At 60.7% G+C, this 25,429-nt stretch carries 21 protein-coding genes and 1 pseudogene; 11 read left to right on the top strand and 11 right to left on the bottom strand.

Features of this window, described 5'->3' with window-relative positions:
• From ACFRFQ_RS13170 to ACFRFQ_RS13160, 3 genes are all read right to left on the bottom strand, one after another.
• The coding region (locus ACFRFQ_RS13170; protein ID WP_378657932.1) for an isopeptide-forming domain-containing fimbrial protein at positions 1–6,275 on the bottom strand (6,275 nt) is incomplete at its 3' end.
• Between the two features lie 962 nt (positions 6,276–7,237).
• A complete protein-coding gene (locus tag ACFRFQ_RS13165) occupies positions 7,238–7,984 on the bottom strand; it encodes a glycoside hydrolase family 25 protein (protein ID WP_378657930.1) in 747 nt (248 codons plus the stop codon).
• A 62-nt stretch (positions 7,985–8,046) separates the two neighbouring features.
• Positions 8,047–9,384 (bottom strand): amylo-alpha-1,6-glucosidase, encoded by a 1,338-nt coding sequence (locus tag ACFRFQ_RS13160; RefSeq protein ID WP_378657928.1) that lies wholly within the window; start codon positions 9,382–9,384, stop codon positions 8,047–8,049.
• 127 nt (positions 9,385–9,511) lie between these two features.
• Between ACFRFQ_RS13160 and ACFRFQ_RS13155 the strand changes: the two genes are divergently transcribed.
• Entirely contained in the window at positions 9,512–10,423 is a 912-nt protein-coding gene (locus ACFRFQ_RS13155) for a cation transporter (RefSeq protein ID WP_378657925.1), read from the top strand.
• Between the two features lie 101 nt (positions 10,424–10,524).
• A complete protein-coding gene (locus ACFRFQ_RS13150; protein ID WP_378657922.1) occupies positions 10,525–11,859 on the top strand; it encodes a DUF222 domain-containing protein in 1,335 nt (444 codons plus the stop codon).
• Here ACFRFQ_RS13150 and ACFRFQ_RS13145 read toward each other — a convergent pair.
• The gene (locus ACFRFQ_RS13145) at positions 11,856–12,857 is read right to left on the bottom strand and encodes a PHP domain-containing protein (protein ID WP_378657920.1); all 1,002 of its coding nucleotides are present in this window, start codon (positions 12,855–12,857) and stop codon (positions 11,856–11,858) included. The two genes, ACFRFQ_RS13150 and ACFRFQ_RS13145, sit on opposite strands and share 4 nt — an antisense overlap.
• A gap of 78 nt (positions 12,858–12,935) precedes the next feature.
• On the opposite strand from ACFRFQ_RS13145, the pseudogene ACFRFQ_RS13140 reads away from it, so the two are divergent.
• The 4 genes and pseudogenes from ACFRFQ_RS13140 to ACFRFQ_RS13125 form a co-directional block, all read left to right on the top strand.
• Positions 12,936–13,322 (top strand): annotated as a pseudogene (locus ACFRFQ_RS13140) (TIGR03668 family PPOX class F420-dependent oxidoreductase); the annotation flags it as partial.
• A gap of 15 nt (positions 13,323–13,337) precedes the next feature.
• Entirely contained in the window at positions 13,338–14,075 is a 738-nt protein-coding gene (locus tag ACFRFQ_RS13135) for a cyclase family protein (RefSeq protein ID WP_378658568.1), read from the top strand.
• 129 nt (positions 14,076–14,204) lie between these two features.
• On the top strand, positions 14,205–15,335 hold the full coding sequence (locus ACFRFQ_RS13130; RefSeq protein ID WP_378657917.1) for an ABC transporter permease: 1,131 nt from the start codon (positions 14,205–14,207) through the stop codon (positions 15,333–15,335).
• Positions 15,332–16,015: an ABC transporter ATP-binding protein gene (locus ACFRFQ_RS13125; protein WP_378657915.1), complete on the top strand. Its 684-nt coding sequence runs from the start codon at positions 15,332–15,334 to the stop codon at positions 16,013–16,015. Before ACFRFQ_RS13130 ends, ACFRFQ_RS13125 begins: the two co-directional genes overlap by 4 nt.
• Here the strand turns inward: ACFRFQ_RS13125 and ACFRFQ_RS13120 are convergent.
• From ACFRFQ_RS13120 to ACFRFQ_RS13110, 3 genes are read right to left on the bottom strand one after another with little or no spacing between them, the layout of a single operon-like run.
• Complete coding sequence (locus ACFRFQ_RS13120) at positions 15,939–16,871, bottom strand: metal ABC transporter permease (RefSeq protein ID WP_378657913.1); 933 nt, start codon at positions 16,869–16,871, stop codon at positions 15,939–15,941. The genes ACFRFQ_RS13125 and ACFRFQ_RS13120 overlap by 77 nt on opposite strands.
• A gap of 3 nt (positions 16,872–16,874) precedes the next feature.
• The gene (locus tag ACFRFQ_RS13115; protein WP_378657910.1) at positions 16,875–17,606 is read right to left on the bottom strand and encodes a metal ABC transporter ATP-binding protein; all 732 of its coding nucleotides are present in this window, start codon (positions 17,604–17,606) and stop codon (positions 16,875–16,877) included.
• Positions 17,603–18,526 carry a metal ABC transporter substrate-binding protein gene (locus ACFRFQ_RS13110; protein WP_378657905.1) on the bottom strand — a complete coding sequence of 308 codons (924 nt, stop codon included), beginning with the start codon at positions 18,524–18,526 and terminating at the stop codon, positions 17,603–17,605. The genes ACFRFQ_RS13115 and ACFRFQ_RS13110 overlap by 4 nt, the downstream gene beginning before the upstream one ends.
• Before the next feature lie 77 nt (positions 18,527–18,603).
• Between ACFRFQ_RS13110 and ACFRFQ_RS13105 the strand changes: the two genes are divergently transcribed.
• From ACFRFQ_RS13105 to ACFRFQ_RS13085, 5 genes are all read left to right on the top strand, one after another.
• Complete coding sequence (locus ACFRFQ_RS13105; RefSeq protein ID WP_378657902.1) at positions 18,604–19,278, top strand: SDR family oxidoreductase; 675 nt, start codon at positions 18,604–18,606, stop codon at positions 19,276–19,278.
• A 116-nt stretch (positions 19,279–19,394) separates the two neighbouring features.
• Positions 19,395–19,544, top strand: a complete 150-nt coding sequence (locus ACFRFQ_RS13100; protein WP_185993359.1) for a hypothetical protein — start codon at positions 19,395–19,397, stop codon at positions 19,542–19,544.
• The gene (locus ACFRFQ_RS13095; protein ID WP_378657899.1) at positions 19,541–20,443 is read left to right on the top strand and encodes a TIGR04222 domain-containing membrane protein; all 903 of its coding nucleotides are present in this window, start codon (positions 19,541–19,543) and stop codon (positions 20,441–20,443) included. The genes ACFRFQ_RS13100 and ACFRFQ_RS13095 overlap by 4 nt, the downstream gene beginning before the upstream one ends.
• Positions 20,440–21,264: a DUF692 domain-containing protein gene (locus tag ACFRFQ_RS13090; RefSeq protein ID WP_378657896.1), complete on the top strand. Its 825-nt coding sequence runs from the start codon at positions 20,440–20,442 to the stop codon at positions 21,262–21,264. The genes ACFRFQ_RS13095 and ACFRFQ_RS13090 overlap by 4 nt, the downstream gene beginning before the upstream one ends.
• On the top strand, positions 21,261–21,578 hold the full coding sequence (locus ACFRFQ_RS13085; RefSeq protein WP_378657893.1) for a hypothetical protein: 318 nt from the start codon (positions 21,261–21,263) through the stop codon (positions 21,576–21,578). The genes ACFRFQ_RS13090 and ACFRFQ_RS13085 overlap by 4 nt, the downstream gene beginning before the upstream one ends.
• On the opposite strand, the gene ACFRFQ_RS13080 is transcribed toward ACFRFQ_RS13085, so the two are convergent.
• Genes ACFRFQ_RS13080 through ACFRFQ_RS13065 form a run of 4 tightly spaced genes read right to left on the bottom strand, consistent with a single transcriptional unit; the run spans position 21,567 to position 25,429 of the window.
• Positions 21,567–22,361, bottom strand: coding sequence for a family 1 encapsulin nanocompartment shell protein (locus tag ACFRFQ_RS13080; protein ID WP_378657890.1), 795 nt, complete (start codon positions 22,359–22,361; stop codon positions 21,567–21,569). The two genes, ACFRFQ_RS13085 and ACFRFQ_RS13080, sit on opposite strands and share 12 nt — an antisense overlap.
• Positions 22,358–23,425, bottom strand: a complete 1,068-nt coding sequence (locus ACFRFQ_RS13075) for a Dyp-type peroxidase (RefSeq protein WP_378657887.1) — start codon at positions 23,423–23,425, stop codon at positions 22,358–22,360. Before ACFRFQ_RS13075 ends, ACFRFQ_RS13080 begins: the two co-directional genes overlap by 4 nt.
• A 57-nt stretch (positions 23,426–23,482) precedes the next feature.
• Complete coding sequence (locus ACFRFQ_RS13070; protein ID WP_378657884.1) at positions 23,483–24,439, bottom strand: SMP-30/gluconolactonase/LRE family protein; 957 nt, start codon at positions 24,437–24,439, stop codon at positions 23,483–23,485.
• Positions 24,440–24,472: 33 nt separating this feature from the next.
• Positions 24,473–25,429, bottom strand: coding sequence for an alpha/beta fold hydrolase (locus tag ACFRFQ_RS13065; RefSeq protein ID WP_378657881.1), 957 nt, complete (start codon positions 25,427–25,429; stop codon positions 24,473–24,475).

Genomic DNA, 25,429 nt, shown 5'->3' with positions numbered 1-25,429 from the left:
GTGAACCCCGGAACATCGACCGGATGCTCGGTCGTCACGGGCGGAGGAGTGATCTCCGGACCCGTCGGCGGCTTCGCAGTACCGGTCACCTTGTTGTTGATCAACGTGCCACCGGCAACACCGGCATTGACCTTCACCTGATACGTCAGAACAACCGACTTACCAGCCTCGAGAACACCAGTCCAGGAGAGCGTCGTGCCCTCGAGAATCGGAGCCGTCGCGTCGACACCATCGACAACAGCCTTCAGCGAACCGTCCACCACAGCAGCGTTGTCGAGAACCTTCGACAGATCATCGGTCAACACAACCGGATCAAGCGTCGTGTTACCCGTATTGGCACCGGTCACCGAGTACGTGATCACCGAACCAGCAGCAACATTCGAACCCGACACCGGATCAGCAGTCTTCGCGACAGTGAACCCCGGAACATCGACCGGATGCTCGGTCGTCACGGGCGGAGGAGTGATCTCCGGACCCGTCGGCGGCTTCGCAGTACCGGTCACCTTGTTGGTGATCAACACCCCACCAGCAACACCGTCGTTGACCTTCACCTGATACGTCAGAACAACCGACTTACCCGGCTCGAGAGCACCCGACCAGGAGAGCGTGGTGTCCGACAAGGTCGGAACAGCCACATCGACACCGTCGACAGTCGCCTTCGCCGAACCATCCACCAACACCGCATTGTCGAGAACCTTCGACAGATCATCGGAGATAGCGACCGGATCAAGAGTCGTGTTACCCGTATTGGCACCGGTCACTGTGTAGGTGATCGTCTGACCGGCAACAACATTCGAACCCGACACCGGATCAGCAGTCTTCGCGACCGTGAACCCCGGAACCTGAACCGGATGCGTCGTGCACAGCTGCGTCGCCGGATCACACACCTCCGGAGGATCAACCGGCGGAGTCGTACCCGGAACAACGAAGTTCAGCACCGTATTGTCGGCATTCGCCGCAACACGATCGGCGTCAGCCTTGATCTTCGCCGTGTACGTCACCGTCTTCGTCTCGCCGGCAGCCAATGTTCCCGTCACCGAGAAACCATCGGTGCCGACCATCGCCGCAGCCAACGGATCCTGCGCAGACAAGCTGCCCGCAACCAGATCAGCATCATCGAGCAGACCACGCAGATCATCGAAGTACGCAACCTCACCCGCACCGTTACCGGTGTTCGTAAACGTCAACGTGTACGCGATGTCCTGACCGGCAACAACATTCGTTCCCGAAGCCGGATCAGAAGACTTCACCACAGCAATCTTCGGAGACACCACCGGATGCGTCGTGCACAGCTGCGTCGCCGGATCACACACCTCCGGAGGATCAACCGGCGGAGTCGTACCCGGAACAACGAAGTTGTTCACGAACACACCACCGACAACATCGGCATTGACCTTCACCGTGTACGTGACCGTCTTGCTTTCGCCGGCCGCGAGGGTTCCCGTCACCGAGAAACCATCAGTGCCCGACATCGTCGCAGCCAGCGGAGCCTCAGCAGTCAAACCACTCAAGGCACCCTTGTCCACGACCTGACGCAGATCATCGAAGTACGCGACCTCACCCGCACCGTTACCGGTGTTCGTGAACGTGAGCGTGTACTTGATGTCCTGACCGGCAACAACATTCGTTCCCGACGCCGGATCAGAAGACTTCACCACAGCAATCTTCGGAGAGACCACCGGATGCGTCGTGCACAGCTGCGTCGCCGGATCACACACCTCCGGAGGATCAACCGGCGGAGTCGTACCCGGAACAACGAAGTTCAGCACCGTATTGTCGGCATTCGCCGCAACACGATCGGCGTCAGCCTTGATCTTCGCCGTGTACGTCACCGTCTTCGTCTCGCCGGCAGCCAATGTTCCCGTCACCGAGAAACCATCGCTGCCGACCATCGCCGCAGCCAACGGATCCTGCGCAGACAAGCTGCCCGCAACCAGATCAGCATCATCGAGCAGACCACGCAGATCATCGAAGTACGCAACCTCACCCGCACCATTACCGGTATTCGTAAACGTCAACGTGTACGCGATGTCCTGACCGGCAACAACATTCGTTCCCGACGCCGGATCAGAAGACTTCACCACAGCAATCTTCGGAGACACCACCGGATGCGTCGTGCACAGCTGCGTCGCCGGATCACACACCTCCGGAGGATCAACCGGCGGAGTCGTACCCGGAACAACGAAGTTGTTCACGAACACACCACCGACAACATCGGCATTGACCTTCACCGTGTACGTGACCGTCTTCGTCTCGCCGGCAGCCAACGTTCCCGTCACCGAGAAACCATCAGTACCGACCATCGTCGCAGCCAGCGGAGCCTGAGCAGTCAAACCACTCAAAGCACCCTTGTCCACGACCTGACGCAGATCATCGAAGTACGCAACCTCACCCGCGCCATTACCGGTATTCGTAAACGTGAGCGTGTACGCGATGTCCTGACCGGCAACAACATTCGTTCCCGAAGCCGGATCAGAAGACTTCACCACAGCAATCTTCGGAGAGACCACCGGATGCTCCGTCGTCACAGGCGGAGGAGTGATCTCCGGACTCGTCGGCGGCTTCGCAGTACCGGTGACCTTGTTGTTGATCAACACCCCACCAGCAACACCGTCGTTGACCTTCACCTGATACGTCAGAACAACCGACGTACCGGCATCCAACGAACCCGACCAGGACAACGTCGTACCCGAAACAGTCGGATCGGCAACAGCAGCACCGTCGACAGTCGCCTTCAACGAACCGGGAACAACAGCAGCATTGTCGAGGACCGCACCCAGATCATCGGAGATAGCGACCGGATCAAGCGTCGTGTTACCCGTATTGGAACCGGTCACCGTGTAGGTGATCGTCTGACCGGAAGCAACATTCGTTCCCGACACCGGATCAGCAGTCTTGGAGACCGTGAACCCCGGAACCTGAACCGGATGCGTCGTGCACAGCTGCGTCGCCGGATCACACACCTCCGGAGGATCAACCGGCGGAGTCGTACCCGGAACAACGAAGTTGTTCACGAACACACCACCGACAACATCGGCATTGACCTTCACCGTGTACGTGACCGTCTTCGTCTCGCCGGCAGCCAACGTTCCCGTCACCGAGAAACCATCGCTGCCCGACATCGCCGTCTGCAACGGAGCCTCAGCAGTCAAACCACTCAAGGCACCCTTGTCCACGACCTGACGCAGATCATCGAAGTACGCAACCTCACCCGCACCGTTACCGGTGTTCGTGAACGTCAACGTGTACTTGATGTCCTGACCGGCAACAACATTCGAACCCGACGCCGGATCAGAAGACTTCACCACAGCAATCTTCGGAGACACCACCGGATGCTCGGTCGTGACCGGCGGAGGAGTGATCTCCGGACCCGTCGGCGGCTTCGCAGTACCGGTCACCTTGTTGGTGATCAACACCCCACCAGCAACACCGGCATTGACCTTCACCTGATACGTCAGAACAACCGACTTACCCGGCTCCAGAACACCAGTCCACGAGAGCGTCGTACCCGAGAGAATCGGAGCCGTCGCGTCGACACCATCGACAACTGCCTTCAGCGAACCGTCCACCAACACAGCGTTGTCGAGAACCTTCGACAGATCATCGGTAAACACAACAGGATTGAGCGTTGTCTTACCGGTGTTCGTACCCGTTACGGTGTACGTGATCGTCTGACCAGCATTGACACCGGTACCCGAGGCCGGATCGGCAGTCTTCGCGACAGTGAAACCTGGAACAGAGTGATTCGTCTCCACTGGCGGAGGAGTGATGTCCGGACCTGTCGGCGGCTTTGCAGTACCGGTGACCTTGTTGTTCAGAACCGTGCCGGCGGCAACGCCGTCGTTGACCTTCACCTCGTAGGTGAGGACAACCGACTTGCCGGCTTCGAGAACACCAGTCCACGAGAGCGTGGTGCCCGACAGAGTCGGAGCAGCAACAGGAGCACCGTCGACGGTCGCCTTCAGCGAACCAGGAACGACAGCAGCATTATTGAGAACCGCACCCAAATCGTCATTGATCCTTACCGGATCAAGCTTCGTCTTGCCGGTGTTGGTGCCGGTGACGGTGTACTTGATCGACTCGCCGGCCTGAACCGTCGAACCGGAAACCGGATCGGCAGTCTTTGCCAAGGTGAAGCCGGGAACCGAGTGATTCGTCTCCACCGGCGGAGGAGTGATGTCCGGACCCGTCGGCGGCTTCGCAGTACCCGTGACCTTGTTGTTCAGAACCGTGCCAGCCGCAACTCCGGCATTGACCTTCACCTGGTAAGTCAGAACAACAGACTTACCGGCCTCGAGATTCGCGGACCACGACAAAGTGCTGCCCGACAGAGTCGGAGCAGCAACAGGAGCACCGTCGATGGTCGCCTTCAGCGAACCGGGAACGACAGCAGCATTATTGAGAACCGCACTCAGATCGTCTTTGATCGTCGCGGGAGTTAGAGCCGTCTTGCCGGTGTTGGTACCGGTGACGGAGTAAGTAATGGTGTCGCCGGCCTGAACCGTCGAACCGGAAGCCGGATTGGCAGTCTTCGTCAACGTGAAACCAGGCATGGGATGTGTCGTGCAGAGATTAGTTGCAGGATCACATGTTGTGGGAGGAGTTGTAGTCCCCGGAACCAGATAGTTGTTCAGGACTTTGTTTCCACCGTCTTTGACCGTAACGGTGTATGTGACTGTCCCTTTGCCTCCCGCAGGCAAGGTGCCGCCGACCTTGATCTTGTCGGTGCCGTTCAATGCGGCGGTGAGTCCGCCGGTTGCTGCCCCGAGCGCGACAGTTCCGTCATCGATGACGTCGGCGAGGTAGTCCGTGTAGTCGATCGTCGCCGGAGCAGTTCCGGGATTCTCGAAGTTGAGGGTGTAGGTAATCGTGTTGCCGATGTTGACCGTCTCACCGGTAGGTGGTGACGACGACTTCTTCACGAGGACCGGGGTGTTGATGATCTTGCAGTATGCGTTGTCCCCCGGCGCCAATGCCGTCTGCGCGACTCCACCAACTTGAAGGTTCTGGGCAACACCGTTGACCTGGCAGTCCCACTTCGTCGCGTAGTTCGCGGTCTTGGTCGCCGAGGTAGTGGGCTTCTCCCAGAACGTGACAGGAGTGGGCGACGTGTCAGCAAGCAGCATCCGCCATCCGGTGGAAGCTGTCGTATCCGTTGCTCCGGTTTCGGTGCTCTTCAGTACCTGTCCACTCGCGGCATCAGCATCGGCGAAAGTACCTGTGCTCGTTCCGATCGTGAAGTCGTCACCGGGGCTGACCCGAGTGAGTTCCTTGTCGATCTTGACCCTGGGCAGCAAGATACCGAAGGCAACACCCTGTCGGGACGTGTCAGCTGTGGTGTTTCCGAAAGTGCCCGCGAAGGAAGTCGGCGCTGTCGCAGCCAGCACCACCGCTCCAGGCGAGTAATTCTTACTGACGTTGTTGTCCCACCATGAATCGCATCGAACCGAAGTTGTACCTACCCCGGTCAGGCCATCGGCTCCGCCGACAATGCCGTTGCATGCCCGAATCGGCGGCCAATTGGGATCTCCGGATACACCCATGGTGCGATCGATCAGGCGAAAGTTCTTGTCCGACTGAAAGGACAGGAATTCTTTGTTGTTTGCCGCAACAGGGTCTGTCGATTCGGCATCCGCGACAACAAGTCCGTAGTTGTTGACAGCGCCGTTCGGCCCATTCATGACGATATTGTCGAGCTTGACCGTTCCGCCTGACTGGACCCGATTCCCCCCACTCATTGTTGGAACCGTTTGATACAGAGCAGGTTTGACCGCCGACGGCACACCACTGTAGGCGACGTCTCCGAGCGCTGAAAGGCTCTTCAATGCCGGCAGCGGGTACGCAGCAACACCCGTGTGCGGCTTCGTCGTGGAACCGTCAATCGAGTTGACCAGCTTGGCGTTGAAGCTGATGGAGTAGATATCCGTCAGCTTGACCGTCATCGGCTGCCCAGCTGCCGACGTTGCGGCGGCCTGGTTGAACGTCGACATGTCGATCCAGCAGATGTTCTGCGAGAGATTGCCGGTGTTGGGTGCGCTGAACGCACAGCCCGTCGGCGGTTGTTCATCCGGAAGAACAGCGGCGCGAGCCGGAGCCTGAGCCTGAACGGGACCGCCGAGCGTCGCGGCCGGCTGCGCAGAGGCAACTACTGCCGTCGCTCCGGAGATACCGAGAATCATCGCGATGGTGGTCCACACCACCGTCCACGCTCGCACCCAGGGCGGCAGCCCCGCGGTGAATATGGCCGACCTTGTCGGCGGTAAGTCGTTAGGCATTTCTTACTCCCCAGGATGTGCCTGATCGATATTGGGTGGACGGAGATGCGAGAGCGATGGCGCGAACTCCCGTTTGATCGGTTGGTTCGGGTCGGTGCGCCGGTTTTCGGCTGATCGACCTCATACCGGACGCTGTTGCCGGTCCTGCCATTCGAGCTCCTCTTCGGGTAACACCTGCGTGTTGGAAGAGCCGTCCTGTGCAGGACTTTGGCCCTCGAAATCCGTGCAAATCGAGAGCAATCTTCCAGTTATCTCGCTCAAGATAACAGATAACCGGGAGCTTGCCCAGCGAAAGAGGGACAAAGCAGACCGATTGACGCTTTCGTTCGGAGATCGAACAAGGCGCACTAGTGAGATTTGGCCAATCGGACAATCTGACTAAAACGGGCTGCCACTAGGTCGGACGCGACTCGAAGCGATATTGCGGCTCGATAGACAGGGTCCCCGAAATGCACGGGCGTGTGCTCGAACTGAACAAATGACCAAAATTCATAGTCCCTGTTGGGCTGTCCACAGCGAGAGAACTTCGATCCGAAATACCCGCAATCGACCATTGATCGCTTCGCCCGTTCGAACACGCGAGAACCAGATGAACGATCACGCTCATTTAAGTCAAGATTGTGGGTAACAAAGAGAGGAGAAGCCCCGATAGACGGAGTTGAGGACTCAAAACGTCACTCACGCGAGCCGGTAGCCATCCAAGAAGACAAAACTTTAGGTCCGTTTTGTGAATATTTCCAGATGGGATTTCAGCTAATTTTCCACCCCAGCTACCATCTAACCTCGCCTAGCTAGCAGAGCGTTCAACGATTTTGGTTACCGTTCCACTGAATTTCACATAGCCAATGAGCTACATACGGACTAATCGACCACGCAACGTCTAGGCGCAGAAATGGACCCTCAGGTGCCGAATAGTCAAAGGGCCCGAAAAGAACGCAGAGACGGAAGCTCAGTCGCAGAAACTAGCTGCTGCCGAGCCCCACGCTGTTGGAGTAACGACCGAAGTCACCCTGCGCACCGCTGTAGACATTGATGTCGGTGTTGCCGACGATCCCCGGTATGCGTCCGGTGCTCGTGTACTGCCAGAAAGTCCAATTCGACCATCCACCAGGCAAGGGTCCCGGAGCACTCTGACCGTTGTAGTCGGCTATCCAAAGCGGATAGTTGTTGAACTCCGTGGTGTTCGCCATCTGCGTCCGCCAGAAGTTGGGGTACGTGTAGATGATCGGCTGCCGTCCGGTCAACGCCTGGACTGTGTTCAGATAGCGGTGCGTCCAGTCGATCACCTGTGCTGCCGGCAAGCCCTTCGAGTCTTCGAGATCGAGGACGGGAGGCAAATCACCAGGACCGTTGATACCGAGGACCATTGCCGCGTAGAACGCCGCCTGAGCTTCCGGGGACTGGCGCACATCCGCGTAGTGATAGGCACCGCGCGCGACGCCCGCAACACGCATGCGTAGACAATCCTGAACGAAATAGGGATTTACGTAGTTCAGTGATTCCGTCGCTTTGACCATCGCGAACTCGTGGCCCGACGCCCGTACCTGGAACCAGTCGATTCCGGTTCCGTCCACATGCTGCCAAGACGAAACGTCCGGCCCACGGGGAGCATCCGCCGAAGCGAGACCAGGGGCCGTCAATGCAACGGCGGCAGCCATCACGATCGGAGTTAGTTTGCCTAAGGTCCTGACGCAGCGTCGCTCGGCCATTCCCCGAGCGTAGGGACCGCTGCCGGATTTGTCTGTTGTTTCACCAACTATTCAGACTTTGGTCATCCCAACCAATCGAGAACCGCTGCCGCTGTCCAGGATTGCTGCATGCTGCCCAACGGTTCACCGGTAAAGGGTTCGTAATACTCGGCAAAACTACCGTCACTGGCCTGCCTAAGCCCCTCGGCCCGGAGTACATACGATCGTTCTGCCCATCCACGACGCGCAAATGCCCACGAGAACAGCCAGGTGATCACCGGCCAGACAGGGCCGCGCCAGTACTCGCGCGGACGGAAATCACCGGACACCGGAGAAGTAGACGGCGGCACGGCAAATCTCATATCCGGATGCCCACAGAACTTCGGACCCTCGAATGTTCGCAACAGCGCACGTTCGGCATCGCGGCTGAGCCCACCACACAGTAACGGCGCAAACATCGCGATAGTCTCCGTATTCACCCAACGCCCGGTGCGGAGATCAAAATCCTTTGCAGCGCCAGTTCTTTCGTCAGTCGTCGCAATGACACCGCGACGGAACCGATCTGCCCAACCACGCAGATCTCGCACATCGGAGTTCGGCCTCGAATGCTCTTCGCCGATAGTCGCCAGGACATCGCACGCCATGGAGAAGACAGCTGAGACAAATACGTCCTCGACTGCAAAACTCATTGCGGTAGAAAGCTGTTGGTCGTCATAGCGGACCGATTTCATTTCTTCGAGCAGCCACAGATAGCGATCGTATTCGTGATCCTTGGGACGCTGCGTCAGATCCGTCACGACAGCGAGGTCAGCTCGCTGGTACGCAGGAACCTGTCCCGCAACAACATTCCCGTACGCCGCGTCCCAACGTGGAGAGTTGTCCATCCCCGATTCCCAACCGTGAAAGAGCGCAATCCGTCCATTACCGTCGAGATCTCGCGCCTCGGCAAGCCAGCGATGCCACCGAACCAGATCATTCCACCGACGATCCAAGAACTCCTCGGCAATCGATCGCGTCGTACGACCGTGACGACGTGAGTGGTCGAGGATTCGTTGCACGGCAATCGCGTGCACCGGAGGCTGGGTAATCCCGGATGTCGCCGTACCTACCGGCGCATGTGCAGCCAACGCATTGACGTCCCAACGCGTCGGGCCGGGAAAATAGCCGTCGACGCCGTTTGCAAAAACGATGTGCGGGATCATTCCGTTTTTCCACTGCGCGTCGAGCAAGGTATCGAGCTCGACGACGGCTCGTTCAACACTCAACGGCGCTAATCCGACAGCAACAAACGCCGCGTCCCAACTCCACATATGTGGATAAAGCTTGGGAGCAGCGCTAGTCATCGTGCCCAGATCATTACCGCGGAGCAGATATGCGGCTCGGGCAGCGAGCTGTGTCGGGGTGAATCCACGGTCGGCCATAGAAGTCTATTTTGCGTCGAATACGGCTTCGGCGCTCATCGGAGTGGCGCGGTGAGTCCTTCTAGCGACCACTTTGCTGGTATTCCTACGGGAAGAAGTTACAAATCTGACAAGGCGGTTACGGGTCATGGGCATCAAAGAAGAGTCAGCGGAGCGCGAGCGCAAGACCTTGCGGTACTCGCTGATGGTTGCGTCAGCCTTGGCAGTCATGGCCGCGGTGTGGGGATGGGTTTCGCAGTCTCAGGTAATTCTGCTCGACGGTGTCTATGCATTGATCGGCATGGTCCTGACCTGGATGTCGCTGCGCGTCTCCCGGATCGCGGATTCAGGCCCGACGGCGCGCTTTCCGTTCGGCAAGGAAGCACTGATTCCGGTGGTGATCGCAATTCAGGGCATGGCGTTGTTGGCAACGCTCGCGTACGCCGGCGTGGAGGCCGTTCGGGTCATTCTGGCCGGCGGAGCCGATGTCACCGCCGGGTCGCTCGCAGCATACGGCGCGATAAGCGCGGCAGTGTCAGTCGCGATCTGGCGCTATGTCGGTAAGGCCGACCGCACGTCGGATCTCCTGGTTGCCGAGGCCAGACAGTGGGGCGCGTCGGCCGCCTTCAGTGCGCTGGTCGCCGTCGGCGCTGTTGTTGCAATGATCCTGGGGCGCACCGATTTCTCCGACGCCGATCGATACGTCGACTCGGTGCTCGTACTGATCGGTTGTGCGATGCTGGTCCCACAGCCCTTGGCGCTGTTGCGAACTGCTCTGGTGGAACTGCTCGAAGGTGCTCCCAGCCAACAGGTTCAGGCGCATGTTCACGACGCAATCGCAGCTGTTCGCGATGAATTCGATTTGGATGAACCAGCCCTGACGATGAGCAAGGTCGGCCGCAAGCTGTACATCGAAGCCATGTTCATGGTCCCTCCCCACACATGGGAGATCGACGACGAAGACGCGGTCCGGCGCACATTCGCCAAACACCTCGCTGACCTGCCGTACGAACCGTGGCTCAACATCGAACTGACCACCGACCCCGCCTTGATGCTGTAGACCCATCACAGTCCGTTCGACGCGAAAGTCTCACGGACCCAGAAGTTTTCCTTGACTCGAAAAGATGTTCGAGTATAGTAGAACCAGGGGAGGGGTTCTCGATGACAACAAGCACTTTCAGTTCGGATACGTGTAGTGACGCCACCGCTGCTGTTGTCAGCGGTCCTGCCGGCGACATCCGGCAACGGCTGTGGAAGCTCTCCCGGGTCGAAGTGCGTGCCGTTGCAATCATCACCTCCGCGGAAATCCTTCGCCTGGAAGCGATCCGAGTCGCCGCTGTTGACGAATTAGCACTTCAGCCTGATGAGCAAGTGCTGTGTTATCGAGGTGTAGGTCGATGGTTGGTGGCCAACACCATGCTTCAGAACGCTGCCGGGAATCGTATCGCGGCCCTGGGTAAGGCATTGCGGGCGTTCCCCGAAATTACTGCTCAATTCGACGCCGGGGATCTGTCCTTCGAACATGCCGCGTTGATCGTGGCATTTTGCGAATCTCCACCAAAAGGGATGCCGGAGAACGCTTTACCACACTGCCTGAAAACACTGCTCGCTGCAGCTTCCGGCGTCGAAGCCACAACCACCAAACTGCGCTACGCCATAGCTTTTCTCGAGCGGATCTTCGAATCCGAAGATATTCCGCCCGCTGAAGACACCGATCGCAACGAACTGCGCATCGCGCCGACGCTCAACGGGCGGGTCGTGATCAAAGGCGATTTCGACGCGCTCACTGGCGAAATGCTGCTATCTGCGCTCTCGGGATTGTCGATGCCCAGACCGGCCACCGACGGGACGCCTGATCAGCGGTCAGCCGCCAAACGCACCGCCGACGCCCTCACCGAACTTATCCGCCGGTACCTCGACAACGCCGCTACCGGTGTTGACGGTGGGCAACGTCCACACCTGAATGTCCATATCGCTGCCAAGGATCTTGCGGAGCATCGCGAATGCGCCACCAAGGCGACATCCGGCGACACTGATCCCGTCCTCGACTACGACGACCTCGATGTGGGGCACATGCCCTGGCTCGGACCGTTGAGTATCAGCCGCACCCAAATGCTGGCGTGTGACTGCATCCTCTCCATGGTGCTACTCGACGGCAACGGAGCACCCCTCGACGTCAGCCCCACCAAACGCCTCGTCACCGCGGCCCAACGCACCGCGCTTATCGCTCGAGACAAAGGCTGCGCCTTCCCCACCTGCGACGCCGTCCCAGCCTGGTGCGACGCCCACCACATAAAACCGTGGTCAAACGGCGGACCGACTGTGATGGACAACCTCACGCTGCTCTGCCGGCACCATCACACCCTGATGCACCGCAAAACGGGATTCGTCGGACGCTGGGAAATCAAGATGGGTGACGATCACAAACCCTGGTTCATCCCACCACCAAGCATCGACCCGAAACAACGGCCCCGCCGCACCACACTGCGGAGTTAGTTGCCTGCCCATTCGAGGAGCGCGTCGGCCGTCCAGGTGTTTATCACCCGATCTGCGTCGACGCCGCACTTCTCGGCGCGCTCGCAACCGTAACCCTGCCAGGCCAATTGGCCCGGAGCATGGGCGTCGGTGTCGATAGAGAACAGGCAGTCGAGATCGAGCGCCAACTCGATCAAACGCGAAGGCGGGTCACGACGCTCCGGTCGAGAGTTGATCTCCACAGCGGTACCGGATTCTCGGCAAGCCTCGAAGACTTTCTCGGCGTCGAACTGCGACTCGGGACGGGTTCCGCGAGCACCCTCGACCAGACGCCCAGTGCAGTGGCCGAGAATATCCACCCGCGGATTACGCACCGCAGCAAGCATTCTGCGCGTCATGGCTTCGCGTTCGGACCGCAGCTTGGAATGCACGCTCGCAACTACGATGTCGAGTTCGTCGAGCAAATCCGGGTCCTGATCGAGGGAGCCGTCTTCGAGGATGTCGACCTCGATTCCCGTGAGGATGCGGAAGGGCGCCAGTTCCGCGTTCAATCCGGCAATGACGTCGAGTTGAGCTCGCAAACGATCGGCGGACAGTCCGTTGGCGACCGTCAGACGGGGTGAGTGATCGGTGAGCGCGCAGTAATCGTGGCCCAATGCGGCAGCTCGGCGCATCATCTCCTCGATCGGGCTGCCGCCGTCGGACCAGTCGGAGTGGGTGTGCAGATCGCCGCGCAAAGCCTGCCGCAGTGGACCGTCGCCGATAGGTTGAGCCTGCCCCCGCAACTCGGCGAGGTACGCGGGAACACCGTCGTACGACTGGGCGATGATCGTCGCCGTTTTGGGCCCGATACCGGTGAGGGCTTTCCAACTGTCGGCCTTGCGGCGCGATTCCTTCTCTTCGTCCGACAGCCCTGTGAAGACCTCAGCGGCTCGCCGGTATGCCTTCACTCGGTGCGTTTCGGCACGCGATCGTTCGAGCCAGTAGGCGATCTCCCGAAGTGCTTCATCCGGTTCCATGGGTCCACTGTTCTCCATGAGACCACTGTTCCGTCAGCAGCGGCTCGCGGCAACCCCTGATCGACTTACGCTGTAGTTATGGACGATGCGGGCGCACGATTCTCCACCGCACGAGTGGCACGACTGGCGACGGCCGATACCAACGGCGTTCCCCACATCGTGCCGCTCGTGTTTGTTGTTGTCGGCAGCACCGTCTACTCGTGCGTCGACCACAAGCCGAAAACCACAACCTCACTTCGACGGCTGAAAAATATTGCCGCGACGGGACACGTCAGCCTGCTGGTCGATCACTACGACGACGACTGGTCGCAGCTGTGGTGGGTACGCGCGGATGGTGATGCCGAAATTTTGGAGCCGGGAACCGACGAGGCGGAGAGCGCGATCGACGCTCTGGCTTTGAAATACCCTCACTACGTTGACACCCGCCCGAACGGCCAGGTGATCGCGGTACGCGACGTCCGATGGTCCTGCTGGGAATCGCTGCCGAACAACGGCATTGACACATCAGATCGCGACACATCACAACCACATCGCGTCGTGTCGCTCTCCCACGTCAACGACCCCGCATCCACGCCGATATTTCCCGGCGACCCGGAGTTCACCCTCGAAACCGCCACCACCGTCGAAGCTGACGGCTATTACCTGCAGTACGTCAAGCAGGGTGAACACACCGGAACACATTGGGGCGCACCGGCACATTTCGAACTCGGCGGACTGACCGCAGATCAATTGGATGCTGCTGACCTGTACCTGCCCGCAGTGAAGATCGATATCCGGGAGAAGTCTGCCCGAAATCCCGACTACATTCTCACGGTTGACGATCTGGTCGAATGGGAATCCCGGCACGGACGGATACCGGACGGCGCAGCGGTGATCTTGTGGACCGGCTGGGAGTCCCGTTGGGGCACAGATCTGTACGCGAACATCGACGGCTCCGGCATTCATCAACCAGGCTTCGGCGTCGACGCCGTTCACTGGCTCCTGGATTCCGGACGGTTGGGCCGGCGCGGCGCCCTTGGTACCGACACCTTCGGACCCGACGCCGGTTGCGACGAGCGCTATGCGGTCTCCACTCTGCTGTACGGCGCCCACCGCATCAGCCTGGAGAATCTCGCCAACCTGAGCGCGCTCCCCATCACCGGTGCGCACGTACTGGTGGGAGGCACTGTCAATCGGGGCGGTTCTGGATCACCGGCCACGGTATATGCACTGATCTGACGCCGTTTGCGACACTTACCGACACCCCGTCGACATGTTCCCGACAGGGTGTCGATATGATTACGACACAGCGTCGTAATAGTCGTAATCACCGTCGGCCATGCCGCCGGCACACACTTCGGAGGCATCATGTTTCTGGCCGTGCGCGAACTGCTGTTCGCGCGAAATCGATTTTTGCTGATGGGAGCGGTGATCGCCCTCATCTCGATCCTGATGGTGATCATGGCCGGACTGTCTTCCGGCCTCGTCAACGACGGCGTATCCGGCCTGCAACGCACACCGGCGCAAGCGTTTGCCTTTGCCGAAGGCACCAAATCCGATTCCGCATTCAGCCGTTCGGTGGTCACCGAAGAACAGGCGCAGGCCTGGCGTGAGCGGCCGGACGTAGCCAATGCGGCTCTGTTCGGAAACATGATCGTGAATGCAAAAACTCAGAACGGCACTCCCGTCGATCTCACACTCTTCGGGATCGAGCCAGGCTCGTTCCTGGAACCGGCGGCTGCGGAAGGTACGGCACTGAGCGGCGAGAACACCGTCATCGTCAGTAACAGCGCCCGCGACGAGGGGGTGGAACTCGGTGATACCGTGACCGTCGACCGTCTCGGCACGGATCTGACCGTGGTCGGATTCACCAGCGAACAAAGGACTTTCGGTCACGTCGACGTCGCGTATGTTCCACTGAGAACCTGGCAGCAGATCCATGCCGGAACAAAGGCAGGTGAAGCGCCGCGCGCCGACGCATACAACGAGGGCAGTGTTGTCGCCATCCAAGGCATCGACGGAGCGCTTCCAGACCTCAGTGCCGGCGATGTGGCTGCAGGAACCGCGTCGAAGACATTGACCGAATCTTTCGAATCCTCACCGGGTTACAGCGCCGAGATGATGACGATGACGATGATCAAGGCCTTCCTTTACGCGATCTCCGCCTTGGTAGTCGGTGCATTCTTCACCATCTGGACGGTGCAGCGCAGCCGTGAAATCGCAGTCATGCGCGCTATGGGAGCATCCACCGGATTCCTGCTGCGCGACGGTCTGATGCAGGCGGTGATCGTCCTCGTTGCGTCCGTATCGACCGGCGTGGTCCTAGGTTTGGGCCTCGGTAGCCTCCTGACCGGATCCGGGATGCCGTTTGCGCTCGAGGCGGGCCCTGTCCTGAGCGGCGCAGTGCTGCTCACTGTCCTCGGCCTGGCCGGTGCCGTCGTTGCAATCGCCCGCATCTCGTCGGTGGACCCCCTTGCCGCACTAGGAGAGAACCGATGACCGTCACAACTACAACACTCGGATTGAATCTTGCTGCGGCGCAACTCTGCTTCGGCGACGGAGACAACAATGTCACCGCACTCGACAACGTGGACTTACAGGTGTTGCCCGGCGAGATCGTTGCCGTCGTCGGGCCGTCCGGTGCCGGCAAATCCAGTCTGCTTGCCGTTGCCGGGGGACTGACAACTCCGACGGGTGGCACCGTAAGCGTGAACGGCACCACCATCACTGGCCTGCCCAAGAAGAAACTGGCCGAGTTCCGCCGCGACAACGTCGGATTCGTGTTCCAATCCGGCAATCTCATCCCGGCGTTGACCGCGACCGATCAGCTGCGCCTGGTCGAGAAGATCACCGGCCGAAAAGGATCGAAGACGCCGGCAGAGTTGCTCGAGGCCGTCGGGATGACCCACCGCGCGAACAAACGACCGGGTCAACTGTCCGGTGGTGAGCGTCAGCGAGTGGGGATTGCCCGCGCCCTGATCAGTGATCCCTCCGTACTGCTGGTGGATGAACCCACCGCAGCGCTCGATCGGCAACGCAGTCACGACATCGTCGAACTACTGGCGCGCGAAACTCATACGAGCGGCGTCGCCACCGTCATGGTCACCCACGATCATGAAGTGCTTCGTCACTGCGATCGAGTTCTGGAGATGATCGACGGGCGCCTGCAGTCGCACTGAGCGATCGCCTGCGCCGCTGCATAACCCACTTGGCCAGAACACCGTGGCTGGGGCTGAATAAATAGACCAGCATGAAGACGATCCCTTGCGTCATCACCACCATGCCGCCGGACGCGGTATCGAGGTAGTAGCTGATGTAGATGCCGGTGATCGCGCACACTGCCGAGATGGCAGGCGCGATCACCAACATCCGCGAAAACCTGTCGGTCAGAAGGTAAGCCGTTGCACCAGGAATGATCAGCATGGCAACCACGAGCACGACGCCGACGGCCTGCAGCGCGACCACGGCGGTGAGCGCCAGAACTCCCAAGAGCAACGCACTGAGTCGCTTGGGTGAGAGCCCGATTGCGTTGGCGTGGACGGGATCGAAGGCAAACAGCGTGAGATCGCGTCGTTTGACCAGCAGGACGCCAAGCGCCAACGCGCCGAGCACGGCCACCTGAAGAAGATCCGACGAACTCACTCCGAGCAGGTTGCCGAAGATGATGTGATTGAGGTCCGTCTGACTCGGCGTGACCGAGATCAACACCAGCCCGAAGGCAAAGAGGGTGGTGAAGACGATCCCGATCGCGGCGTCTTCCTTGACTCGACTGGTGTTGCGTATCAACCCGATCAACGCGACAGCGATCAACCCGAAGATCAGAGCACCGATCGCAAACGGTGCTCCGACGACGTACGCCAGGACCACTCCCGGTAGAACCGCGTGCGACACGGCGTCACCCATGAGCGACCACCCGATCAGCACCAACCAGCAACTGAGCACGCCGCACACCACGGCCGCCACCACGGCAACAGCCAAGGCTCGCACCATGAATCCGTATTCGAGCGGATCGAGAAGTAGTTCCACGATGTTCATCGATCAGGTCCTGTCCATCACGTCGAGGCCGAAGGCGAGGGCGAGGTTCTCGGGCCGAAGCACGGTATCCGGGTCGGAATGGACAAGCACTTTGCGCATGAGGAGTACCGCTTCGTCGCACAGTTTCGGAACCGCATGGAGGTCGTGCGTCGAGACCAGAATCGACCGGCCGTCGGCAGCCAACTCCCGAAGCAGTGTGGAAATAGTTGCCTCGGAACGCTTGTCGACGCCGGCAAAAGGCTCGTCCAGCAACAGGATCGATGCATCCTGAGCGATGCCGCGGGCAACAAACGCGCGTTTCTTCTGTCCACCGGACAACTGCCCGATCTGACGGTCCGCGAATTCCGTCAGTTGCACTCGCTCCAGCGCGTCCGCAACAGCGTCTCGGTCAGCGCGCCGTGGACGTCGGGTGAACCCCATGTGCCCGTACCGGCCCATCATCACCACGTCGCGAACACTGATCGGAAAACTCCAGTCGACGTCCTCGCTCTGCGGAACGTATCCGACGTATCCCTTCTTGCGGGCCGTCACCGCCTCGATGCCCGCGATCCGCACAGAGCCGTTGTCCGGCTTGATCATTCCCATGATCACCTTGAACAACGTCGACTTCCCTGAGCCGTTCATCCCGATCAGACCGCACACACTGCCCGGGTTCAACGTCAAGTCGACGTGCTCGAGCGCCTGCACGTCGCCGTAGTGGACGCTGACGTTCTCGACGCGGATCGCTTCGCTCATGATGCACCTCCGGTGAGGCCGCCGAGGATGACGTCGGTGTCGTGGCGAATCATGTCCAGGTACGTGGGAACCGGGCCGTCTGCTTCGGACAACGAGTCGACGTACAGCGTGCCACCGAATTTTGCTCCCGTTGCGCCGACAACCTGCTGCATCGGGGCGTCCGAGACCGTCGACTCGCAGAACACCGCGGGAACGGCATTTGCCCGAACGAAGTCGATGGCCGCGATGATCTGCTGCGGGGTGGCTTGCTGCTCGGCGTTGACGGGCCAGATGTACGCCTCACTGAGCCCGGCGTCGCGGGTGAGGTAGGAGAACGCTCCCTCGCAGCTCACCAGCGCGCGTTGACCTGCCGGCAGCGTCGCCAGGCCACTCACCAGGCGATCCTGCACCGATTGGAGTTCCGCCTTGTACTTCGCCCCGTTCTCGGCAAACGCCGCAGCGTTGTCGGGATCAAGATCGCTGAACGCCGCCACCATGTTGTCGACGTAAATCTGTGCGTTCAACGGCGACATCCACGCATGCGGATTGGGCTTGCCTGCATAGGCGTCGCCGGCGATGGGAATGCCTTCGACGCCCTCACTCACCACGACGTGTGGCACGTCCAGGCCGTTGACGAACTTGGCGAACCAGGCTTCGAGGTTCATCCCGTTGTCGAGAATCAAATCGGCCTGATTGGCACGACGGATGTCACCGGGAGTCGGTTCGTATCCGTGGATCTCGGCTCCGGCTTTGGTGATCGACTCGACGCGAAGATTGTCACCGGCGACGTTCTGCGCGATATCCGACAAGACCGTGAACGTCGTGAGTACGACTGGGCGGTCGTCGTCGGCGGAGTTCACCGCGGAACATCCCGCAAGGACCATTGCCGCCAGAGCAACAATCCCCAGGCGGCGGAAGCTTTTCGCGTCGCGTGTCGTCATATTCAAACTCTAGTATCAGGCGTGTCAAAGACACAAGTTCGGGTACCCGAACAATTAGGAGTCGTTAAGCTCGGCCCATGCGTCCTACTGCCTTGATCACCGGTTCCAGCCGCGGCCTCGGAGCTGCCATAGCGCGCGAACTCGCACCGACACACGACCTGGTGCTCGGCGCCCGTTCTGCGGCTTCCCTCGAGGCGATCTCCGCCGAGCTGCCCGGTTCCACGCCGTGGCCCGTCGACCTCACCGACTACGACGCCGTCGCAGCATCCGTTCCCACGAATCAGCTGAATGTCCTGGTCCACAATGCCGGTATCGCAGATCTCGGGACCATCGAGGAATCCTCCGTCGATCAGTGGCGGCGCACGTTCGAGGCAAATGTCATCGCCGTAGCCGAACTGACTCGCGTACTGCTCCCCGCTCTGCGTGCCGGCAGCGGTCACGTGGTGCTCATCAACTCCGGAGCCGGACTGCGTGCCAACGCGGGCTGGGGATCGTATGCAGCCAGCAAGTTTGCGCTGCGGGCGTTCGGCGACGCATTGCGGCTCGAGGAACCGTCGCTGCGCGTGACGTCGATTCACCCCGGCCGAATCGACACCGATATGCAGCGCGACATTGTTGCCGAGGAGGGAGGGAGCTACGACCCGAGCAACTTCCTGAAGGCCTCCACCGTGGCACGAGCCGTTCGCACTGCCGTCGAAACTCCCGCCGACGCTCACCCCACGGAGATCGTTCTCCGACCTACCGGCCGGTAAAACGCCAGCTCGACGGTAACGGAATGGTGACGATCGACTCCTCGCTATCGCTTTCTCGCAACGCGCCCCGATACTGACATCAGTTGTAGGACAAGGACGTTGAAAGGTGGAGCGCAATGAATAATCATACGGATAAGCGGGGATTTTCCACTGAACCCTGCCGCGCGCGATACGTCGCCGCAACTCACGGCGCATTGGCGATCGCACGCCCACTGACGCCGGCAGAAATGGGCATCCTGACCGACAGCGGGGGGTGGGGAGGATGAACACCTACGCAGCCGACACCTGGGGAATCCCCAGCCAGACCTTCCTGCAGTGGTACCTCGTCGCCGCCGCAGTCGCTGTTGGGCTTTCTCTCTACAGCCGAATCCTGGCCCGGCGATCGCCAATAGTTGTCGACGCCGTCCGTGCGCCTCTGACACCACCCGAAGTCGGCGCCCTGACCAGTGACTACCAAGCAGTCCTCGCGTCGATGGCAATTCTGCGCAGCGCCGACATGATCACCAGCGCCGGGAAAGCCAGACGAGAACTGAACCAAGCGGACAAGAGCCGCCTGGACTGGTTCACCCGCACTCTCCACGAGCGACTCGGCCGCGGCAAGGTACCGCTACGCCAAGTGCGCCTGCTCGGGCGGATGAACATCGCCCTCGCCCAACTCCGCACGTCACTGATCAATGCCGGGTACTTGCAGCGCCCGCAGAGTGGCCTCGCCGCACTCTTGCGGACCACCCCACTGGTCGCGGTGATCGGCATCGGCGTAGTCCGGTTGATCTTCGGCCTGGCCGGTGGCAAGCCCGTCGGATTCCTGCTCCTGACAATCATCGCGCTTGCAGCACTGATTCCGTTGTTACGCATCAATCGTCGACTCACGGCGCTGGGCGAGAGCGAGTTGCGCCGACTCAAGCACGAGAACTCGTATCTCTCACCGAAACAGCGGCCCTCGTTCACCAGCTACGGGCCTTCTCTCGCCGGGTTGTCGGCAGCTCTGTTCGGTTCCGGCGCACTGGTTCTGATCGATCCGGCCTTGGCAGGCGCTGTTGCAGCGGGCGCCGCCTACAGTCCGGGCGGCGGATCGAGTTCTCACAGTTGCGGCTCGTCCTCGAGTTCGGATGGCGGCAGTGGCGGTGGCAGTAGTTGCGGCGGCGGCGGAGGGTGCGGGGGATGACTCTCCGCGGCATGGGAATCGGATGGCGCCCCGAGATCTCCGGGATCATCGCCCAACTGGAAGACCTTGCATTCTGTGAAGTGATCGCCGAATCCCTCGGCAGTTCGCTACCGCCCGAACTGGAACGTCTCGCTGTTCCGGTTATCCCACACGGCATTTCCCTGTCGCTGGGCGGCGCAGAATCGCTCGAGCCTCGACGCGTCGAGCACCTGGCCCAAGTAGCAGGGCTGCACGCCGTGCCGATGGTCAGTGAGCACATCGCGTTTGTCCGCGCCGGCGGCATCGAAGCGGGGCACCTACTGCCGGTTCCCCGGACCTACGAGGCCCTCGATGTCCTGACACGCAACATCACCCAAGTTCAGGAGAGCATTCCCGTGCCACTCGCGGTGGAGAACATCGCGGCACTCTTCGACTGGCCGGACGACGAACTCACCGAAGGTGAATTTCTGGCGGAACTGATCGAACGCACCGGGGTTCGCTTGGTCCTCGATATCGCGAATGTGTACGCAAACGCGCTCAATCGGAAGCTCGATCCGTGGTCGGAATTATGCCGACTACCCCTGGAGCACATAGCGTATTGCCATATCGCCGGCGGCAGTGTGCACGACGGAAAATACCACGACACTCACACCGATCCCGTTCCCGATCAGGTCGTGGAACTGCTCGCGCAATTCACAGCGGCCGGGCACCACCCCGCGATCATGCTCGAGCGAGACGGCAATTACCCACCAGCACACCAACTTCTTAGCGAACTGGACGCCATATCCGATGCTGCCGGACTCCGCCGCATCACCGCGAACACTGACTGGTCACGCACATGAGCAGCCTCGCAGCGCGTCAAGAAGCTCTGGTGCGCGCCCTGGTCGCGGGCGGTGAACTGCCGCCGGGTTTCGACACCGAGGACGCTGCCGTGGTCTCAGCGGCTCTGATCCGCAAGCGTGCCGGCGAAGTGGCGCACCACCTTCCGATGGTGCGCCACACTCTCGGCGATCGTTATCTCGCGTTGTTCACAGCGTGGGCGGATGAACGGCCGAAGACGTCGTCTCAGGCGGACGCCCAGGCTTTTGTCGCCCATCTCCAAGGCACCGGCGAACTGCCTCGCCTGCCCTGGTATCGGCGGCTATCAGGTCAGTGACACAACAGCTTCACTGGTGTACATGAGGAAGGTCATCGACTCCTGGAAGTACAGTTCCACCGATTCCGCGTCGTGTGACAGATAGCCGATCGACAGATCCTGCCCGATATGCAACTCGTAATCGCCACCGCGCGTGGACATCAGGAATGCACCGTCGATTGCCGGAGCCCAGATGATGTCGCCGTCGAGCACCCGCCTGATGTGCTCGCGAATCGGGTAGCCGTGGTCGGAGGTTTCGTTGATCTGCGTGAACGCATCTGCGTTGAGCAGCAACGAATACGGGCCGTTGACACCGGCCAGACGCAACGCCGTGAGGGCCTGGCTGATGGCCTCCGGGTAGTCCTTGGCGTCGGCGGGCAGCTCGAGTTCCGGGTTGGAACCACTCGCGCGCACACCCGTGATGTTCGCGGCCGGGTATCCCTCGAACACGGCCCGATCCTCGGCAAACGCGATCTTCTGCGCGGCATCCTTGACGGGCTGCCAATCCGAATCCTTTGCGCCACGCTCGACGTCGTCGATTGCCTGGCGGCTGACGGTGAACGGCACCCGCAGTTCGATGATCGGCTGCGACTGGCGAGCGTGTGCGATCACCCCGTCAGCGAGTGAACTGATCGGAACCTGATGACCCAACGCAACACAGGCAAGATCGTCACCCGACGGCCCCTCGACGTCGACAACCCGGCGGCCGGCGACGTGACGCTTGAAGGTGCGGCTGGCCTCTTCTTCGATCTCGGCCCAGGCGGCTGCCGAAATGGGTGCTAAGTCGCGGTGCAGGTTTGTCATTGCCGGTCACTCCTTTTGAGGCTGCCGATTCCGAGAGAACCGTCAGAGGTGGGCGCTGCGAACGTCGCTTCGGGAACAAGCCTGGATGGCAGACCCGGGGGAGCGTCGAGAAAATCCGCCGTCGGAACGAAGAAATTGATTCCGGTGACGGCAGTCGAGAAATCGAGAATGCGGTCGTAGTTGCCGACGGGATTCCCGATGAACATGTTGCGGAGCATCTGCTCGGTGACCGTCGGCGAGGCCGAGTAACCGATGAAGTACGTGCCCATCTCCGCCGAGCCGACATGACCGAACGGCATGTTGTCACGCAGAATCTGAATCTGCTCACCGGATTCGTCCTCGATCACGGTGAGGGCGGTATGCGCGTTGGCAGGTTTGGTGTCGTCGTCCATCTCGAGATCTTCGAGCTTGGAGCGTCCGATGACGTTCTCCTGCTCCTCGACGGGCAGTGCGTTCCACTCCGACATGTCGTGAAGATACTTCTGGACGATGACGTAACTGCTCCCCACGAACTCGGGATCCTCGTCGCCGACAGTGACAGCGACGTAAGCATCCTGCCCGGACGGGTTCTCGGTGCCGTCCACGAATCCCATCAGGTCGCGCTGCTCGAAGTACTTGAATCCGTGCACCTCGTCGATCACGGATGCTGCCCCCGCCAACCTCGTTGTCACGACCGAAGCGAACTCGAAGCACAGATCCATCTGACGGGCCCGAATGTGGAACAGCAGATCCCCTGGCGTGCGCGGGGCGTGGTGCTTGTCACCGGTCAACTCGACAAACGGGTGCAATTCCGCAGGCCGCGGGCCGTCGAAGAGTCGGTCCCACGCGTCCGAACCGATGCCGACCACCGTGGCCAAGCCACCGGCGGGAACCCGGAATCCGATGGATCGCTGCAGGCCGGAAATATCCGCCAGCACGTCGTGAACTGCCTGCTCACCACCCTCGTCGATGGTGAAAACCAGGAAGATAGCAGCTTCCGTGAGCGGCGTCAGCAGTGGTTGGGGTACCGCAGGCAGGTTTGTCCCGGCTCTCTCGGCCTCGTCGATCGCACTCGTTTCCGCCATGCAGACCAGTATGGCCGATTTGGGCACTCCCGGCAGCGGTAGTCGAGAAGTCGCGAATTACGGCGTCGCCGCCTCCGCACCCGCATCGAAGCCCGCCGGAATCTCGTAGATCCGCCCGTCGAAACCAGCACGATAAAGATGCCCGGCCGCAAATCCGGAATTGCTGCGCCCGTAGGTCAACACGCTCGATGCCTGCAATCCGGTGGTGAGTGCGCAGTACTGACCCGGACCGTCGATGCGCCACACCTCACCACTGATGTCCGTGGGCACGATGGCACGGTCTCGTGAATCCAACGTCAAACCATCTGGAGCAGAGAATGTTTCGAGTCCTCCGAGATCGACCAGCGACTCAGAATAGGACGGATTGTCGACGGAGATGCGGCTCACCCCCGGATTGGCGAACGTACGCGAGACGTAGAGCCACCGATTGTCGGAACTCAGCGCGGCGCCGTTAGCACTCGGGAACGTCGCCCACGCCGGGTCGACGCCGCCACCTGGGCTGACCTTTCCGATCAGCGAGCCGAAATCGTTGGTGGCATAAATCGTTCCGTCGTGTGCAACGGCAAGGCCGTTTGCAGCGCTCAGACCCCCGGCGATGGGTGTCACGGCGCCTGAGTTCACATCGACCCGCGCCACCGACGCCGCTCGCGTCAGATCCCCGATCAGCACGCTCACGTTTGCTCCGGTCCCCACGAGCAACGAGCCGTCCGTATCCCAGGCCAACGCACCCGCACCGCCGGGAACCGTCGCAATCGGAACAGCCGCCTGACCAGGGCCGTCGACACGAAAGATGCGCCCGCTCACCAAATCTGTTGCGTACAGGCGTCCTTGTCCGTCCACGGTGACGCCCTCCAGGGCGGCTCCCGGAATTTGCGCGCTGAGAATCGCAGGTGACGATCCCGGACAGAGGGGAGCGGCCTCGGCGCCGGACACCCCCAGCGCCAGAAGCGAACCGGCAACCAGAGCGCCGGTGATACCTACCCGAATACCGCGATCGAAGATCCTGGTCCGCATCTGGGCAACGCTAGACCTTCTGCCTGATTTCGCCTAGAGACCCTGAAGGAACGAGATCAAAAGTTCATTGACCTCATCCGCGCACTCCTGCTGCACGAAGTGCCCGGCACCGCCCAGAAGATGCACCCCCCGCAAGTCAGGCACAGTGTTCTTCATACGGTCCAGCGCTTGGGGACCGCTCATCGTGATGACCGGATCCTCGGCGCCGGCGATGAAGAGCGTCGGAACTTCGATGTGCGCGCCGTCCAGATCTGCATTGCGCGCCCAGTTGGCGTCGTACGCCCGGTACCAGTTCAATCCACCGGTAAATCCTGTTGCAGCAAAAGTCTTTACGTAAACATCGAAGTCCTCTTCGGTGAGCCACGACCACGGCAACGCCGGCGCCTCGGGAAGTACGTCCAAGTAGCCGTTTCCCTCGGACGGGTGATCCCAGACATCGAGATATCGGTAGGCGCCGGACAACGCGTGAAAGAGTCGCTGCAGGAATTCGCGCGGATGGGCGTCCAGCTCACGCTCTGCCACACCCGGTTCTTGGAAGTAGTGGATATGCAGAAAGTGTTTGCGCGCCATAGCGGCGTAGATGGTCGACGGCTTGGCCGGAAACCGGTCCGGTGCATAGGGAACCGCCAACGAGACCAGTCCCGCAACACGATCCGGGTAGCGCAGAGCGGTGGTCCACGCGGCCGGCGCCCCGAAATCGTGACCGACGAACACGGCTTTGTCGATTCCGAGAGCGTCGAGCAGGGCGATCATGCGGGCGGCAACCGCGTCGTTGGTGTACTCGTCGACGGAATCCGGGCGGGTGGTTCCGCCGTAACCGGGCATGTCGAGCGCAATCGCCCGAAAGCCCGCTTCCGCCAACGCTGCCGACTGATGCCGATAGCTGTACCCGAGGCCGGGAAAGCCGTGGCACATCACGACAGTTGGTCCTGATCCTGAATCGTTTACCTGCCAACGAAATCCGTCGACGTCAATCGTCCTGACCGTCAT

The sequence above is a fragment of the Rhodococcus sp. NPDC056743 genome (assembly GCF_042790355.1).
In the GTDB taxonomy this organism is placed as follows: Bacteria; Actinomycetota; Actinomycetes; order Mycobacteriales; family Mycobacteriaceae; genus Rhodococcus_F.
Note: the sequence above shows the minus strand (reverse complement) of the source record. Positions and strands in the feature narration are given on the sequence as shown.